Source organism: Sulfitobacter sp. W074, assembly GCF_025142275.1.
In the GTDB taxonomy this organism is placed as follows: Bacteria; Pseudomonadota; Alphaproteobacteria; order Rhodobacterales; family Rhodobacteraceae; genus Sulfitobacter; species Sulfitobacter profundi.
The window spans coordinates 2,487,711-2,504,352 of record NZ_CP081130.1 but is presented as its reverse complement, the minus strand read 5'-3'; the positions used below and the strand labels follow the sequence as shown (position 1 = coordinate 2,504,352).

Sequence of the window (16,642 nt, the reverse complement as noted above, 5' to 3'; positions counted from 1 at the left end):
GTGCCCAGATGGATCTGTTCGACGACCCCGCCCCCGGTGCAAACAGCCCCGAATTTACCGTCACCGAGCTTTCTGGTGCGATCAAGCGGGTGATTGAGGGTGAGTTTGCCCATATACGGATTCGGGGTGAGGTGGGCCGCGTGAGCCGCCCGCGTTCGGGGCATGTCTATCTTGACCTCAAGGACGACCGTTCGGTGATCTCCGGCGTGATCTGGAAAGGCGTCACCGCGCGGCTCGAGACCCAGCCCGAAGAGGGGATGGAGGTGATCGCCACCGGACGGATCACCACCTTTGGCGGCCAATCGAAATACCAGATCGTCATCGAGGATATCAAACCGGCGGGCATGGGCGCGCTGATGGCGCTCTTGGAGAAACGCAAAGCGGCGTTGGCGGCGGAGGGGCTTTTTGCCCCCGAACGCAAACGCCCGCTGCCCTACCTGCCTGAGATCATCGGCGTCGTGACCTCGCCCTCGGGGGCTGTGATCCGTGATATCCTACACCGGCTGCGCGACCGTTTCCCGCGCAAAGTGCTGGTCTGGCCCGTCGCCGTACAGGGCGCGAAATGCGCGCCCGAGGTGGTGCGCGCCATTGAAGGGTTCAACCGGCTGACCCCAGGTGGCGCATTGCCCCGGCCTGAGCTGCTGATTGTCGCGCGGGGCGGTGGCTCGGTCGAAGACCTTTGGGGCTTTAACGAGGAAAGCGTCGCGCGTGCGGCGGCAGCCTCGGAGATCCCGCTGATCTCTGCCGTGGGGCATGAGACAGACACGACGCTGATCGACTTCGTTTCTGACAAACGCGCGCCGACGCCGACCGCAGCGGCGGAATTGGCGGTGCCCGTGCGGCATGAACTGGCAGCATGGCTCGAAGGGCAGGGCGCAAGGATGCGTCAGGCGCTGAGCCAAGGGCTGACCCGGCGCGGCCAGCGGATGCGGGATCTGGCGCGGGCCTTGCCGCGTGCCGAGACTTTGACTGAAGGTGCGTGGCAGCGGTTCGACCGCGCAAGCGAAAAACTAGGACCCGCGCTGATCGCAGGCGTCCAAGGCCGCCGCGTGAAACTGGCCGATATGTCCGGTGCCCTGCGTCCCGGCACCCTGCGCCGCCAGTTGGAGGCTGATCGTCAGCGGCTGGCCCAGCTATCGGCAAGGCTCGACCCCGCATGGCAACGCAACTTGGCAGGGCAGCGTGAACGGCTCGGGACAAGGATCGACCGGTTTCACCCCGAGGTGTTGCAGCGGCAGATCCTGCGTCGTCGTGAACGGCTGCTCGACCGTACGCAGACTTTCCGCCCAGAGGTGCTGCTCCGCGACCTTTCCCGCCAAGACCAGCGATTGAATGAGGTGCTCGCCCGGTTGGCGCGCGCAGGCCGCGCGGATCAAGACCGCCGTCGCCGCCAGATCGACGCTTTGGGCCGCACCCTTGGCACGCTTGGCTACCGCGAAACGCTCGCCCGCGGTTTCGCCGTGGTGCGTGGCGATGGCGATGTGGTGACCAGCGCCGAGGCCGCAAAGAACGCCGCCCGGTTGGAGATCGAATTTGCGGATGGTCGGCTGGCTGTCAAAGGCGAAAGCTAAGGCCGGTCAGACCCCGACTTCGGGCCCGAGACAGAGTAGAGGGTCATTCTGCTCCTGCGCCTCGTAAAGCTCGGTCTGGGTTGGGTCATTCTCGAACCGGGCGACCAGCCCGGATGGGCTTTCGGTGAAGCTCCAGCATTGCGGGGTGGGGTCGTCTTCGTAGACGAAACAGATCAGCCCCTCGGCCTCATACCAGCGCCCCTCCTTGCAGCGGCCATCAAGAAAGGACCACTGCACGCGGCGATCCTCGTGATAGACCTCGGCCCCATAGGGCGCGCCGGACTGGCCGTAGTAGAGCGTTTTGCCCTGCGTATAAGCCTCGAACTCCGCCGCTGACATCTCGGCCAAGGCGGGCAGGGGCAGGAGGGCGCAGATCAGGGCGAGGGTATGTCTCATCCCAACAGCCTGCCAGAAGCCCACGCCCCGCGCCAGTGGGATCAGCCGCGGTGCCACCGCGCCACGCGGCGGTCCATCACCCGACGCCAGAGCGGTGGCACAAGGGCGATCACCGCCATGATGGGCAGGGAATAGGGCAGTTTCGGCATCTCTTCGGTCACTTCCAGCGCCGGAAAGGCGCGTGCGGGGCGCATGTGGTGGTCCGAATGGCGCGGCGCGTTCAGCATCATGGCCGCGGAATACCATTTCGGGGCGTTCCAGCTGTGTTGCGGGCCGATCGGCTCGAACCGGCCATCGGGGCGTTGCTGCCGCCGCAAGCCATAATGCTGCACATAGTCCGACAGCAGCAGTTGCATCTGTGCATAGGCGGCAAGGCCAAGATAGGCCAACAGCCCGGAAATGTCGCTCAAAAGTAGCGCGGTGAGCAGGGCCAGTGCTGCACCGCCGAGGTAGATTGCATAGGGGTGCAGCCCCTTCGCCCCCGTCTTGCGCGCCCGCTGCGCGTTGTCGGCCTGCCACCCGGCGCGAAACTCCCCCCAGCTTGCGCTGAGAAGAAACCGCCAGAACCCCATGCCCTTGGGCGCGGAATTGGGATCGGCGGGGGTGGCGGCGGCGGGATGATGCACCCGCAGATGGGCCGAGACGTGATGCCCGTGCAGCAAAGAGATATAGACCGCCGTGCCGATCCGTCGGGGCAGGCGGCGGGATGCGTGGATCAACTCATGTGCGTTGGAATTGCTGATCTGACCCAGAAACAGACCGAGGGCGGCAAAGATCAGCGCACGGTCCAGCCCCTCAAGATGCGGCGCGCCGCCAATCGCCCAGACCCCGAGCGGCAGCAGCATGAAATGCACGGCAGCCAATGTCAGCGTCAGCCCCCGACCGGACCTGTCGGAAAGGGTCAGCGCACGGCCCAATCGGTCCATAAAGGAGACATGGACCGTGATCGACAAAAGCGCCAGCACAGGCCAGACCCCGCCCCAGAGGGCGGCGGCGGCGATCAGCACCGCTGGCGTCAAACTGGCGATCATATACCACAGCACGTGTTTTCCCTTACTCATGACCCGCCTTGCGGCGCATCCGCCCATTCTGCCTGCCGCACGGCCCGCGCACAACGCAAACACCCGCGCGATTGTCGCTTTTTGATCGCCGGGCTGCGCCTTGATTTGCTACGACTGCTGAAAGCAAGGCGGGGGGAAGCGACATGGCGCTGGATGATCACGGTAAAGCGGCGGGGCAGGAACCGCAAAAGGGCGTCTGGAAATCCGGCAAGGGCAAGGGGCGGCATCACCCCAAGGGTCGGCAGGTGCAGGACGCGGCTTGGGAGGACGTTCGCGTGCTGTTGGGCGACCGCCCGCGCCGCCGCGATCTGCTGATCGAGTACCTGCATCTGATCCAAGACCGCTATGAACATCTCTCTGCCGCGCATCTGCGCGCCTTGGCCGAAGAGATGCGCCTGTCGATGGCCGAAGTCTATGAGGTCGCCAGTTTCTACGCGCATTTCGACGTGGTAAAAGAGGGCGAGACACCACCGCCCGCGCTGACCATCCGTGTCTGCGATTCGCTGTCTTGTGAACTTGCCGGGGCGCAGGCGTTGAAATCGGCGCTGGAAGTGGGGCTGGACCCTGCCGAGGTCCGCGTGCTGCGCGCGCCTTGCATGGGGCGCTGCGACACCGCGCCGGTGCTGGAGCTGGGGCACAATCATATTGACCACGCGACGCCCGAAAAGGTTCAGGCGGCGATTGCAACACAAGACACGCATGCCCAATTGCCGGACTATGAGCCTTATCAAAGCTACCAGAATACAGGTGGTTACGAGGCGCTGTTGAACCTGCGCGCGGGCGGTGATTGGGAAGCGGTTCAAGAACAACTGCTAGAAGCCGGACTGCGCGGGCTTGGCGGGGCTGGTTTCCCTTCGGGCAAGAAATGGGGATTCGTGCGGGCCAATCCGGGTCCGCGATATCTGGCGGTGAATGGTGACGAGGGCGAGCCGGGCACCTTTAAGGACCGCTGGTATCTTGAGCGTACACCACATCTTTTCCTCGAAGGTATGTTGATCGCCGCATGGGCGGTCGAGGCTGAAAAAGTCTTTCTCTACATGCGTGACGAATACCCGGCGGTGCTGGAAATTCTGCGGCGCGAGATTGCGGCGCTGGAGAATGCAGGCGTAATCGCCCCCGGTTTTGTGGATGTGCGTCGTGGCGCGGGCGCCTATATCTGTGGCGAAGAAAGCGCGATGATCGAAAGCATCGAAGGCAAGCGCGGCCTGCCGCGCCACCGCCCGCCTTACGTGGCGCAGGTGGGGGTCTTTGGCCGTCCGACATTGGTGCATAACGTGGAAACACTGCATTGGATCGCCCGCATCTGCCGCGAAGGGCCGCAGTTGCTGAACGCGACCGAAAAGAATGGTCGAAAGGGGCTGCGCAGCTACTCGGTCTCGGGGCGGGTGGCGGAGCCGGGGATGTATGTGCTGCCTGCGGGGTCGACCATCACCGATATCATCGCGGCGGCGGGGGGCATGGCCGAGGGGCATGTGCTGAAGGCGTACCAGCCGGGCGGGCCGTCCTCTGGCCTGTTGCCTGCTTCGATGGATGACGTGCCGCTCGATTTCGACACGCTGCAACCGCATGGGTCGTTTATTGGCTCGGCGGCGGTGGTTGTCCTCTCGGAACATGACAGCGCCCGCGCGGCCGCGCTCAACATGCTGCGGTTTTTCGAGGATGAAAGCTGTGGCCAATGCACGCCCTGCCGGGTGGGCTGCGAAAAGGCGGTCAAGCTGATGCAAGAAGACCGCTGGGATCAAGGGCTGCTGGAGGAGTTGTCGACCGCGATGGTTGATGCCTCAATCTGCGGGTTGGGGCAGGCGGCGCCGAACCCGATCCGGCTGGTGATGAAGCATTTTTCTGACGAAATCTAACCGCGGCCCCTCTCGGTTGCCTTGATCTGCCCTAGGCGCCCTTCCATCTGCGCGGGCAAGCCTATAGATCAAGACGAAACTGCATGGGAGACGCCGATGGCCTTCTTCACGAAGCTCAAGGACCGCTTGTTCAAATCCTCGTCCAAGATCGACGAGGGGCTAGAGGCGATAGTCAGCGATGGCGGCGAAACGGAGGCCGAAGCGGCCCCCGTGGATGCGGTGATGGACCAGCCCGGCGCGGCGTCGGATGTGATGCCCGATGGGCAGGACGACAGCGGCCCGATGTTGGCAGCTGAGCAGGAGGAGGAAACCCCCGAACCCGCTCCAATGCCAGAACCAACGCCCGAGCCGACGCCCGAGCCCGTCACCATTCCCGAGTCCACCCCTCAGCCCGCGCCAGCGGTGCCATCTGAGCCCGCAGACCCGGAGCCCACGCCCGAACCCGAGCAGGTGCCGCCAGCGGTCGATCCAGTCCCCGCTCCGGCCCCCGACCCCGCTCCGGCCCCCGACCCCGCTCCGGCCCCCGACGAAGTGCCGCCCGCCGTGGATCTGCGCCAAGCGATGACCCCGGTCGCGCCTGCGTTGGACGAAACCGAGGCCGCCCCGGCCAAGCCGGGCCTGTTGGGACGTCTGATGGGCCGCAGCGCAGCGCAGCCAGTTGTGCGCCGCGCGCTGGATGACGAGATGCTCGAACAGCTCGAAGAGTTGTTGATCAGCGCCGATATGGGCGTCGATACGGCCTTGCGGGTCACCGCCAACATGGCCGAAGGGCGCTTTGGCAAGAAACTGTCAGTGGCAGAGATCAAACAACTGCTCGCCAGCGAAGTCAGCCGCATCATGGAGCCTGTGGCGCGGCCCCTGCCGATCTACTCCAAGACCCCGCAGGTGGTGCTGGTGGTCGGCGTGAACGGCTCGGGCAAAACGACGACCATCGGCAAGTTGGCCTCGCAATTTCGTGCGGCGGGCAAGAAGGTCGTGATCGCCGCCGGTGACACTTTCCGCGCCGCCGCGGTGGAGCAATTGCAGGTCTGGGGTGAACGCGCAGGGGTGCCTGTGCTGACCGCAGCGCAGGGCAGCGACCCCGCCAGCCTTGCCTTCGACGCCATGGGCCGCGCGCAGGAGGAAGGCGCCGATTTGCTGCTGATCGACACCGCAGGCCGTTTGCAAAACCGGGGCGACCTGATGGAGGAATTGGCCAAGATCGTCCGCGTCATCCGCAAGAAGGATGAGACCGCGCCGCATAACACCCTATTGGTGCTGGACGCGACGACCGGGCAGAACGCACTGAACCAAGTGAAGGTTTTTCAAGAGATTTCCGACGTCAGCGGTCTGGTTATGACCAAACTCGACGGCACCGCAAAGGGGGGCGTTCTGGTGGCGCTGGCGGATCGTTTCGGTCTGCCGATCCATGCGGTGGGTGTGGGCGAGCAGATTGACGATCTGTCCCCGTTTGATCCCGATGAATTTGCCGCCGCATTGGTTGGTACGGATGCCTAGCGACGCCTTGGTCGCCCTGCGCGGCGGCTCTGATTACTCGTGGGTGCCGAGCTTTCGCTCGATCCAGCGCAATACCGTCAGAACGCTGACCACAATCCCTGCCGTAAGACAGGCGAGCAAAATCTGCCCCGCGCCGCAAGCAAGACCAATGGCACCGGCCAACCACATCGACGCGCCGGTGGTGATGTTGCGCACTTCGCCGTTGGAGGTGAAAATGATCCCCGCGGCAAGGAAGGCGACGCCCGCCGTGACCGCTTCGATCAAACGCAGCGGATCAAAGCGCATCTGGTCGCCCTCTCCGAACTCCAGACTGCCCAGCTCTTGCCCGATGATGATGAACAGGCAGGCCGCGATGGCCACCATGATATGGGTGCGCAGCCCCGCGGGCTTGTCTCGGCGCTCGCGCTCAAACCCCACAACACCCGCCAGAAACGCTGCCATTAGCAGCCGCGCGGCAGCGACAGTGACGGGCACTTTGGAAAAACTGTTGGTCAGGTCGGCGAGCAGGCTTTCAAACATGGAATTTCCGTTGGTGATAAAGGTTTTGAGGAATAAACCTCTCGCCGCTGTGGTGGTTCCGCGATGACCGAATGGATCCTGTCGATCGAAGGCACGCCCGCGGGCCATACCGCGGCGCTTTGGTTGGCGCTTTCGGCGGCCTTTTTGCATGCGGTCTTTGGCGCGCTGCAAAAGGGGCGGCATGATCCGTGGCTCACGCGCGGGGCGATTGATGTCTCCTATGGTGTGATGGCCGCGCCCTTTGCGCTGTTCGTCGTGCCATGGCCCGAGCCGCATATGTGGCTGATCTTCCTCGGCGCCTTCGTGATCCATGTGATCTATAAACTGTTACAGGCTTGGGCCTATACCAAGGGTGCTTATACGGTGGTCTACCCGGTGGTGCGCGGCACGGGGCCGCTGTTTGCCGTGGTCGGCGCCTATCTGATCTTTGGCGAGCGCTTCAACGCGGTGCAGTGGCTCGGCGTGGCCGTGCTGCTGAGCGGTATCTTCGGGCTGGCGGTTTACAACCTGCGCAATCTGGTCGCGGCGCGCGATACGTTGCACGCGGCCTTGGGGCTTGCGGTGCTGACGGGCTTGTTCGTGGCGCTTTACACCACATATGACGCCTATGGCATTCGCGCCACGGCGGACCCGTTCACCTTTCTCGCGTGGTTTTTCATGATCGACGGGTTGTTGATGCCGGTGATTGCATGGCGGCGCTGGCACCGGATGGAGAACCCACCCGAGGTCGCGCCGCTGATGCTGCGCGGCGTGATCGGCGGGTTTATCGCTTTTGCGAGCTTTGGGTCGGTCATGCTGGCCACGCGGCTTGATAAGGTGGGCGAGGCGGCAGTGCTGCGCGAGACATCGACCGTCTTTGCCGCGCTGATCGGCGTGCTGGTGCTGAAAGAAACCGTCGGCCCGCGCCGCATTGCGCTGATGGCGTTGATCGCGGCCGGGGCGGTGATTGTTGAAATGGGCGGCTGAAGGAACAGGCATGTCAGAACCAAGAGAGATCAACCCAATGCTGCGTGCAGGCTTGGAATATGGGCCGGTGTTGGCCTTCCTCGTCGCCTATCTGTGGCTGAAGGATAATACCTATACCTTCGGCGGCACGGAGTACGATGGCTTCATCGTCGTCACCGCGATGTTCGTGCCTTTGCTGGTGCTGTCGACCGGCGCGCTCTGGGCGCTGACGGGCAAGCTGAGCCGGATGCAGGTCGCCACCGTGGTGCTGGTGGTGATCTTTGGCGGGCTGTCGGTCTGGCTGAACGACGACCGCTTTTTCAAGATGAAACCGACGTTGATCTATGTGCTCTTTGGCGGCCTTTTGGCGGTTGGCCTGCTGCGCGGGCAGTCCTATCTGAAATACGTCATGGAAGAGATGATGCCCCTGCGCGATGAGGGCTGGATGCTGCTGACCAAGCGGCTGATGTTTTTCTTCTTTGGCCTCGCGTTGGCGAATGAGCTGATCTGGCGGTTCTTTTCGACCGACACATGGGTCTATTTCAAAACCTTCGGCCTGACGGCGGCGATTTTCGTTTTCTTCATGGCGCAGGGCAAGCTGTTCGAAGCCTACGGCGAGAAGAAAGATCAAAGCTGACCCGAATTTAAACCATGCCCGCGCGAAACTGTTGACCTGCAGCGTCGCGCGGCGTAATCCACCCCGCGTGGCGATTTGTTACCGGATTGTGGGCCACGTTAAACATGCCGCTAAAAGGTCAGGATGAAAGACCCCCTTTCGCTTGGCCGCGTCTGGGGTTTTTTTTATGCCCGCAAGGTCGGGCCGGAAGGATGAGATACATGAGCAACGACCGTCACGCGCGCACCCAAGCGATCCACGCAGGCACCCGCCGCAGCCAATATGGCGAGGTGAGCGAGGCGATCTACCTCACCCAAGGGTTCGTCTATGACAGTGCCGAACAGGCCGAGGCCCGGTTCGAGGAAACTGGCCCGGATGAGTTCATCTATGCCCGCTACGGCAACCCGACGGTCGCGATGTTCGAAGACCGTATCGCCACGCTGGAAGGGGCCGAAGACGCATTCGCCACGGCCAGCGGCATGGCGGCAGTGTCGGGTGCGCTGATCTCAATGCTGAAGGCGGGCGATCATGTGGTGTCGGCCCGGGCGCTTTTCGGCTCCTGTATCTATGTGCTCGAAGAAATCCTTGGCCGCTATGGCGTTGAGGTGACCTTTGTTGACGGCAGTGATCTGGGCGCATGGGAGGCGGCGATCCGCGAGGACACCCGCGCTGTGTTCTTTGAATCCGTCGCCAACCCCACGCTTGAAGTGATCGACATCGAAGCTGTCGCCAAACTCGCTCATGCCAAAGGCGCGCTGGTGGTGGTCGACAACGTTTTTGCCACGCCGGTCTTTTCCCGCGCGATCTCGCAGGGGGCGGATGTGGTAATCTATTCGGCGACCAAACATATCGACGGGCAGGGCCGCGCGCTTGGCGGTGTGGTGCTGGGCAGCCGCGATTTCATCCGCGGCACGCTTGAGCCCTATATGAAGCACACCGGCGGCTCGATGAGCCCCTTTACCGCGTGGATTATGCTCAAGGGGCTCGAGACCATTGACCTGCGGGTGCGGGCGCAAGCGGCCAGCGCACAGGAGTTGGCAGAGGCGCTCGAAGGTCACGCGGCATTGGCGCGGGTGCTTTACCCCGGCCTCTCCGCCCATCCGCAAAACGCGCTGGCGATGCAGCAGATGGGGGCAGGGGGCACGGTGCTGTCCATTGACCTCAAGGGCGGCAAGGCGGCGGCTTTCGCATTCCTGAATGCGTTGCAGGTTGGGGTGATCTCTAACAACCTCGGCGATGCAAAGACCATCGTGACCCATCCGGCCACCACGACGCACCAGCGTTTGCCGCAGGAAACCAAAGACCTTTTGGGCATTACGCCGGGCCTCGTGCGGGTCAGCGTGGGGCTAGAATATACCGGCGATCTCAAGGCCGATCTGTTGCAAGCCTTGGACGCGGCGGCGCAAGCCTGACCTGATGTGTCGCAGGCGCGGTGGCATTTTGGCCCCGCGCATCATACATTGAGGATGACAGACCGGAGGGCCGCGCAATGAACATCGTGACTGAGATGTCCGAAACACCGGATCGAAGCGCTGCGGAGGCTGCGCTCGCCACCCTGCGCGCTTGGGCCGAAACGGCCACCCCGGCAGAGATTGCAGCCCTTGACCCGGCGATGGCGCGGATGCTCGCGCCCGCCGACTACCCGGCGCTGAGCCGTGCCTACCCCGAAGACTTCACCGCGGGTGACAACTACCGCGCGAGCCTGCCTGATTTGCAAAACGGCCCCTCCAGCCTGATCCGGGGCGCGCAGCAGTTGATCCAGCATGTCGGCATCTCGAACTTTCGCCTGCCGATCCGCTATCGCAGCCGTGAGGGCGGGGATATGCGGCTGGAAACCTCTGTGACCGGTTCGGTGTCGCTTGATGCGGAAAAGAAGGGCATCAACATGTCCCGCATTATGCGCAGCTTTTACCGCCACGCAGAGGCGACCTTTAGCTTTGAGGTGATCGAAGCGGCGCTGGATGATTATAAGACCGATCTCGAAAGCTTGGACGCACGGATTCAGATGCGATTCTCTTTTCCGATGAAGATCGCCAGCCTGCGCTCGGGGCTGACGGGCTATCAGTATTACGACATCGCGCTGGAGTTGGTTGAGCAGGACGGAGAGCGCAAAAAGATCGTGCATCTCGATTACGTCTATTCCAGCACCTGCCCCTGTTCGCTGGAACTCAGCGAACACGCACGGGAAACGCGCGGGCAATTGGCGACGCCGCATTCGCAGCGCTCCGTGGCGCGGATATCGGTCGAGACGCGGGACGAGGGCGATTGCCTGTGGTTCGAAGACCTGATCGAGATTTGCCGCCGCGCCGTGCCGACCGAGACGCAGGTCATGGTCAAGCGCGAGGACGAACAGGCGTTCGCCGAACTCAACGCCGCGAATCCGATCTTTGTTGAGGATGCCGCGCGGCTGTTTTGTGAACAGCTTTTGGCCGATGGACGGGTGGGGGATTTCCGCATCGTCGCCAGCCATCAAGAAAGCTTGCACAGCCATGATGCGATCAGCGTGCTGACCCAAGGCGAGACCTTCGCGGCGCAGAGCATCGACCCCAAGCTTTTCAACACGCTCTTTCACGTGGGCTGACCCGGCGCTGCGCGGCAATCGCGCGATGGTTGTCCGCGTCCCGCGCCGCGCCCCTTTGCGGGGCATTCCGGGTGTCTTAGCGCAGAAATAGCGAATGTCGCCCCGTCAGCCCTGCAAGTCCCGACCAGCGGCTATGCGAAAACGTCGGTTCTGCTGCGGCGCAGCATTGCCTATCTAGCGGTCATCGAAATACTGGAAATTGCAAAGGCAATCAGATGACCTACCAGAGCACTGCTCATCCCGCCCACTCCGTCTCTCCCTTTGAAGGGCTGCGGCGCGCCGGCGCCGGTCTGCGTCGCTTTTTTGCGGGGATCGGCCATGGCATCATGGTGGGCTCCACCGCCCACCGCCGTTTTGAGCAGGTCCAAGGCCTGCAAGCGAAAAGCGACGAAGAACTGTCCGCCATGGGCATCAAGCGTGACGACATCGTTCACCACGTTTTCAAAGACCTCTACTACATCTAAGACGACACGGACCGGGGCCAAATCGCGCCCCGGTCCCGTCTCGGCTTGACAGCGACGAGCGGCCAAGCCAACGCTGCGCCCATGTTGGATATACGACCTGTCGGATATGTCGTGGGCCTTTTGGTGGCCGTGCTTGGCCTTGCCATGATCATCCCGATCTTGGTCGATCTGGCCGAGGGCCGGGGCCAATGGTGGGTCTTCGTCGAAAGCGCACTGATCACGACGTTGGGTGGCGGTATGATCGCCCTTGCCAGCGCCAATGGGGTCCGCGAAGGGCTTACCATCCAACAGACATTTATGCTCACCACCGGCGTCTGGCTGATGCTGCCGCTGTTCGGGGCCTTGCCCTTCGTGCTGGGCGCGACCGATGCCAGCGTCACCGACGCGATGTTCGAGGCAATGTCGGGGCTGACGACCACCGGGGCCACGGTGCTGACCGGGTTAGAAGACTTGCCCAAGGGGTTGCTGATCTGGCGCGGTATTCTGCAATGGCTGGGCGGCATCGGTATCGTCGTGGTCGCCATGGTGTTCCTGCCCGAGTTGCGGGTCGGTGGTATGCAGATTTTCAAATCTGAATCCTTTGACACCTTTGGAAAAATCCTGCCCCGCGCGGGGCAAATCGCGACTCAGATTTCGGTGATCTACCTTTGGCTGACGCTGGCTTGTATGCTGAGCTATCTTGCCCTCGGGATGAGCACATTTGACGCGACGGTTCATGCACTGACCACGGTATCGACTGGGGGATTTTCCAACTACGATGCCTCGTTCAGCACCTTCTCTGGCCCCGCCGAGTATGTAGCGGCGATCTTTATGATCCTCGCGGCCTTGCCTTTCGTGCGCTATGTGCAGCTTATCAACGGCAACCCCGTGGCCCTGCACCGCGACCCGCAGGTGCGCGGCTTTTTCATGACCTTGACCTTTCTGGTGGTGATTGTCTTTTTCGTCCTGCGCAGCGGCACGACCTACGAGTCCGAGCGGATCTTGCGGGAAGCGATCTTTAATATCACCTCCATCATCTCGGGCACCGGCTATGCTTCGGCGGATTATATGAAATGGGGCAGCTTCGCCGTGGCGCTGTTCTTTTTCATCGGCTTGATCGGCGGCTGCGCGGGCTCGACCACCTGTTCGATCAAGATCTTCCGCTATCAATTGCTCTTTGCCTCGATCCGCGCGCAGTTGCGGCGGATCCGCTCGCCCCATGGCGTCTTTACCCCGCGTTATGATGGCCGCCCGGTGGGCGCGGACGTGCTGAGCTCGGTGATGTCGTTCTTCATGTTCTTCGTGGTGTCGCTGGGGCTGATCTCGGTCGCGCTGAGCCTGACGGGGTTGGATTTCGTCACCTCCGTCTCGGGCGCAGCGGCGGCGCTGGCAAACATCGGGCCGGGACTGGGAGAGATCATCGGCCCTGCGGGGAATTTCAGCAGTCTCAACGACACGGCGAAATGGATTCTGATCATCGCCATGTGGATCGGGCGGCTGGAATTGCTGGCGGTCTACGTCATGTTCACCGCGAAATTCTGGCGCGCCTGAAACGCGAAAGGGCGGCGCCGATGGCACCGCCCTTTGTCTTTGTCGCTTGGGGCTGAGCCCCCGCGTTATTCCCAGCAGCTGACCAAGACCGTCATGCCCTGCGCACGCAGGGTCAGATCGCGCGGCGCGATCGGGCCCGTGGCCCCCTGCGCCTGCTTGCTGTCCAGCCCTGCGTCCTGTGCCGCCTTGAGGATCACACTACCATCAAGGGCAAAGCTCACGTCTTTGGGCAGTTTGCGGTCCGCCTCGGTCTGGGGGAGCAACATGCCCACCACATGGCCATTCTCGTCAAAGACCGGCCCCCCGGCATCACCGGGCTGGGCGTTGACCGACAGGCGTTTGAGGTTTTCATCCCCGTTCAGCCCTTTAAGGTCCGACAGCGCGCCAAAGGTCAGGGTCGCAGCACTCAGCACCCCTTCGTAGGAGTAGCCTGCGACAGAGATTTCCGATTGCAGACGTGGCGCACCGTTGCTGAATTCGGCCACGGCCAGCGGGGCGAGGCGGCTTTCAGGTTTGAGCAGGGCAAGCCCGCGTGCCTCATCGGTGGCGATAACAGTAGCATCGGTATCCGCGTCCAGCGTGACCCGGGAGCAGGAGGCGACAACCTCGTTCGTGGTGACAACCGCACCATTGCCGTCGATGAAAAAGCCGCTGCGGGCGATCTTGGGCTGGCGGATTTGCAGACCCGCGACCAGATCAATCGCCTGCGCGTCGCTGTTGCCTGCGGCGGCGTCCAACACGCCGGGCAGGCGGGTCAGGCTTTTGGACATCTCAGCCACCACGCGGCGGCGGCGGTCTTCGTCCCCGGCAGGCCAGATCAGGGTGAACCCTTTGATCTGACCGTTCTCCAGCGAGACCTGCGTCTGGCTGATGATGCTGCCGTTCTCCCCGATCAACTCAAAGGAGTTGCGCTTGCGTTCGCGGGGGCCATCCAAGGGGACGATCTCAAGCGTTTGCATGATGTCATAGAGACCGTAGAGCGTATCTTGGTTGCCGGGCTGGCTGATCAACAGCACCCGTGCGCCGATGTTGCCGCTGGTGTCGTAATGGGCGAAGGGCGGCTCGTAGCGGGCAAATTCGACCTCAGCCGTGGGCATCATAACCTCGATCCCGGCTTTCTCATCGCGCACCATTTGCAGGCCCAAACCATCAAGGACGGCATTATACTGTGCGATCAGCGCGGCACGCTGTCGGGTGGTCAGCACGCCAGTCTGGTCATATCCGTTCGCCGCCTGCCACGCCCCCATAGAGGCGCGGGTGCCCCGGCCAAAGGCACCATCAATCGCGGCGTCGTAAAAACCGGCCCATTGCAGCGCGATTTGCAGGTCTTTGCGCTCTTGCGCCGAGAGGGCGCGTTCCGAACGGCGCGCCTCTGCCGGGGTTTCATCCGGCTCTGGCGGGGTGGGGGCCGGAGCGGTTTCGGCCTCTGCCTCAGCGACTTCAATCTCGCCCTCAGTCTCGCCTTCAATCTCGCCTTCGGTCGTTGTCGCGTCGAGCGGGGTTGTGGTGACATCGGGGGTGGTGCTGCCCGCTGCGGCTTCCTCTGGCTCACCGCCATCCACACTCACGGGGGCATCGATCACGCCGGTTTCCAGAACATTGTCGCCCACGGGCCAGAACTGCTGCTGGAAACGGCTGGACTGCTGGATGAAGCTGTCACGCGGCACCAGACCGTCGCGCACATAGCTGCGCAGCACCAGTTCCGCATCTTCGCGCCGGTAGGGGCCCACGGCGATGCCGTACCAACCGCCGCCAAGGGAAAAGCCATTCACGTCATCCAACAGGGTCTCATAGGCGCGCGCGCGATCGGTGGCTTCGGCCAATGAGGGCTGCGCCTCGATCTGGACCCAAACGATATCCTCCGCCGATTGCGCCCGCGCAAGGCTGGCCCAAGACAGGCTCAGGGCCAAGAAGATCGCCACCGGGGCACGTAGAATTCGCTTCATCGTCACTCAACTCTCGCAAAACCAAATCCGAGCCAGATTACGCCGGAAAGCAGCGCAAATGCCATGGCAAAGGGGGCGAATTTCTCACAAAGCTGCGATTGACCCCCATGGATTGCAGACGTAGGAAAGGCGCGCATCATAAAGGGGCAATCACCATGTCTGACGCGGCGCAGAAACCACGCTCTTTTCAAGAGATCATCCTTGCATTGCAGAGCTATTGGGCGCGGCAGGGCTGCGCGATCTTGCAACCCTATGACATGGAAGTGGGCGCGGGCACCTTTCACCCGGCCACCACGCTGCGCAGCCTCGGCACGCAGCCATGGGCCGCGGCTTACGTTCAGCCCTCGCGCCGCCCCACCGATGGGCGCTATGGTGAGAACCCGAACCGCTTGCAGCATTATTACCAATACCAAGTGCTGATCAAACCCAGCCCGCCCAATCTGCAAGATCTGTACCTCGGTTCGCTCGAAGCCATTGGCATCGACATGGCGCTGCATGACATTCGCTTTGTCGAAGACGACTGGGAAAGCCCGACGCTGGGCGCGTGGGGTCTGGGCTGGGAAGTCTGGTGCGACGGCATGGAAGTCAGCCAGTTCACCTACTTCCAACAGGTTGGCGGCCATGACTGCCACCCCGTCTCGGGTGAGCTGACCTATGGGTTGGAGCGTTTGGCGATGTATGTGCTAGGTGTCGATCACGTAATGGACATGCCGTTTAACAGCCCCGAGGCACCAATTCCGCTGACCTATGGCGATGTTTTCAAGCAGACCGAAGAAGAATTCGCGCGCTGGAACTTTGACACCGCCAATACAGAGGTGCTGCTGGACCAGTTCAACGAGGCCGAAGCGCATTGCCAGTTCATCCTCGACCAGCCCGCCGAGGACCCCAAGACCGGGAAACGCATCGTCATGGCGCATCCGGCCTATGACCAATGCATCAAGGCGAGCCACATCTTCAACCTGCTCGACGCGCGCGGCGTGATCTCGGTGACCGAACGGCAGGCCTATATCGGGCGGGTGCGGGCCTTGGCGAAACAATGTGCCGATGCCTTCGTGCAGACCCGCGCGGGCGGCTGGACGCCTGAGGCGGATAGCGCGGCATGAGCGGCAAGATTGTCGGTATCGTGATCCTTGTATCCGCACTGATCGCCGGGGCTGCACTCTATTATTTGCAGATCTATGGGTTTTATCACGAGGTGCCTGAGGCCAAGGTCGAACTGGTATCGCTTACCTCGCAAGAGCCGGAAGAGATCGCGGCAGAGAACCTTCAGGCCATCGACGCCGACAGCTCTCCGATCCGGTTCCGTGCCTGCTTTGAGCATGACATCAGCCTCGCCATGGCGACCGAGACTTATGAGATGACCGACCCCACCGATCCGCGCAACGCGCCGGGCTGGTTCGATTGTTTCGACGCCCCCGCCATCGGGGCCGAGATTGAGGCCGGCACCGCGCTTACCTTCCTTGGCGGCAAGAACGTGCACTACGGCGTCGACCGGATCGTGGCGCTGACCGATGACGGGCGTGGCTACATCTGGCATGAGCTGAACGACTGCGGCGAGAAGTCCTATGACGGCACCGTGGTAGGAGAGGCTTGCCCCGAGCGTCCCGCCGACTGATCTTAAACGCAAGCGCGGCCTGTTTGCGCGGAACCTTTTGGCGCT

Annotated in this window: 15 protein-coding genes and 1 riboswitch; of the genes, 11 read left to right on the top strand and 4 right to left on the bottom strand. The window is 62.7% G+C overall.

All coding sequences use genetic code 11. The features are described 5' to 3' along the window. Nucleotides 1–8: 8 nt before the first annotated feature. A complete protein-coding gene (gene xseA, locus K3762_RS12345; RefSeq protein ID WP_132444447.1) occupies nucleotides 9–1,571 on the top strand; it encodes an exodeoxyribonuclease VII large subunit in 1,563 nt (520 codons plus the stop codon). Between the two features lie 6 nt (nucleotides 1,572–1,577). Here the strand turns inward: xseA and K3762_RS12340 are convergent, their stop codons facing one another. Together K3762_RS12340 and K3762_RS12335 are read right to left on the bottom strand one after the other, a co-directional pair. Further along, nucleotides 1,578–1,967: a hypothetical protein gene (locus K3762_RS12340; protein ID WP_067625553.1), complete on the bottom strand. Its 390-nt coding sequence runs from the start codon at nucleotides 1,965–1,967 to the stop codon at nucleotides 1,578–1,580. Between the two features lie 41 nt (nucleotides 1,968–2,008). Further along, entirely contained in the window at nucleotides 2,009–3,010 is a 1,002-nt protein-coding gene (locus tag K3762_RS12335; RefSeq protein WP_132444563.1) for an alkane 1-monooxygenase, read from the bottom strand. A gap of 161 nt (nucleotides 3,011–3,171) precedes the next feature. Between K3762_RS12335 and K3762_RS12330 the strand changes: the two genes are divergently transcribed. Both K3762_RS12330 and ftsY read left to right on the top strand, forming a co-directional pair. Beyond that, entirely contained in the window at nucleotides 3,172–4,884 is a 1,713-nt protein-coding gene (locus K3762_RS12330) for an NAD(P)H-dependent oxidoreductase subunit E (RefSeq protein ID WP_132444448.1), read from the top strand. Between the two features lie 96 nt (nucleotides 4,885–4,980). Then, the gene (gene ftsY, locus K3762_RS12325; protein WP_260009607.1) at nucleotides 4,981–6,381 is read left to right on the top strand and encodes a signal recognition particle-docking protein FtsY; all 1,401 of its coding nucleotides are present in this window, start codon (nucleotides 4,981–4,983) and stop codon (nucleotides 6,379–6,381) included. Nucleotides 6,382–6,414: 33 nt separating this feature from the next. On the opposite strand, the gene K3762_RS12320 is transcribed toward ftsY, so the two are convergent. Beyond that, nucleotides 6,415–6,900 (bottom strand): MgtC/SapB family protein, encoded by a 486-nt coding sequence (locus K3762_RS12320; protein ID WP_067626987.1) that lies wholly within the window; start codon nucleotides 6,898–6,900, stop codon nucleotides 6,415–6,417. Nucleotides 6,901–6,963: 63 nt separating this feature from the next. Here K3762_RS12320 and K3762_RS12315 point away from each other — a divergent pair, with 63 nt between their 5' ends. The 6 genes from K3762_RS12315 to K3762_RS12290 all read left to right on the top strand — a co-directional run bounded on the left by K3762_RS12315 (nucleotide 6,964) and on the right by K3762_RS12290 (nucleotide 13,036). Further along, nucleotides 6,964–7,866: a DMT family transporter gene (locus K3762_RS12315; RefSeq protein ID WP_260009602.1), complete on the top strand. Its 903-nt coding sequence runs from the start codon at nucleotides 6,964–6,966 to the stop codon at nucleotides 7,864–7,866. A 10-nt stretch (nucleotides 7,867–7,876) separates the two neighbouring features. Next, entirely contained in the window at nucleotides 7,877–8,482 is a 606-nt protein-coding gene (locus K3762_RS12310) for an inner membrane-spanning protein YciB (RefSeq protein WP_120351411.1), read from the top strand. Nucleotides 8,483–8,539: 57 nt separating this feature from the next. Next, nucleotides 8,540–8,616, top strand: a riboswitch (SAM riboswitch). 66 nt (nucleotides 8,617–8,682) lie between these two features. Then, nucleotides 8,683–9,873: an O-succinylhomoserine sulfhydrylase gene (metZ, locus tag K3762_RS12305; protein WP_132444450.1), complete on the top strand. Its 1,191-nt coding sequence runs from the start codon at nucleotides 8,683–8,685 to the stop codon at nucleotides 9,871–9,873. A gap of 77 nt (nucleotides 9,874–9,950) precedes the next feature. Next, nucleotides 9,951–11,042 carry a GTP cyclohydrolase FolE2 gene (folE2, locus tag K3762_RS12300; protein ID WP_260009592.1) on the top strand — a complete coding sequence of 364 codons (1,092 nt, stop codon included), beginning with the start codon at nucleotides 9,951–9,953 and terminating at the stop codon, nucleotides 11,040–11,042. Nucleotides 11,043–11,257: 215 nt separating this feature from the next. Then, nucleotides 11,258–11,506 carry a hypothetical protein gene (locus K3762_RS12295; RefSeq protein ID WP_120351408.1) on the top strand — a complete coding sequence of 83 codons (249 nt, stop codon included), beginning with the start codon at nucleotides 11,258–11,260 and terminating at the stop codon, nucleotides 11,504–11,506. A gap of 81 nt (nucleotides 11,507–11,587) precedes the next feature. Then, nucleotides 11,588–13,036, top strand: a complete 1,449-nt coding sequence (locus tag K3762_RS12290) for a TrkH family potassium uptake protein (RefSeq protein ID WP_260009580.1) — start codon at nucleotides 11,588–11,590, stop codon at nucleotides 13,034–13,036. Between the two features lie 65 nt (nucleotides 13,037–13,101). On the opposite strand, the gene K3762_RS12285 is transcribed toward K3762_RS12290, so the two are convergent. Continuing rightward, nucleotides 13,102–14,982, bottom strand: coding sequence for a serine protease (locus K3762_RS12285; RefSeq protein ID WP_132444454.1), 1,881 nt, complete (start codon nucleotides 14,980–14,982; stop codon nucleotides 13,102–13,104). Nucleotides 14,983–15,137: 155 nt separating this feature from the next. Here K3762_RS12285 and K3762_RS12280 point away from each other — a divergent pair, with 155 nt between their 5' ends. Beyond that, nucleotides 15,138–16,085: a glycine--tRNA ligase subunit alpha gene (locus tag K3762_RS12280; protein ID WP_120351405.1), complete on the top strand. Its 948-nt coding sequence runs from the start codon at nucleotides 15,138–15,140 to the stop codon at nucleotides 16,083–16,085. Further along, entirely contained in the window at nucleotides 16,082–16,597 is a 516-nt protein-coding gene (locus tag K3762_RS12275) for a DUF6446 family protein (RefSeq protein ID WP_067627003.1), read from the top strand. The genes K3762_RS12280 and K3762_RS12275 overlap by 4 nt, the downstream gene beginning before the upstream one ends. Nucleotides 16,598–16,642: the final 45 nt, after the last annotated feature.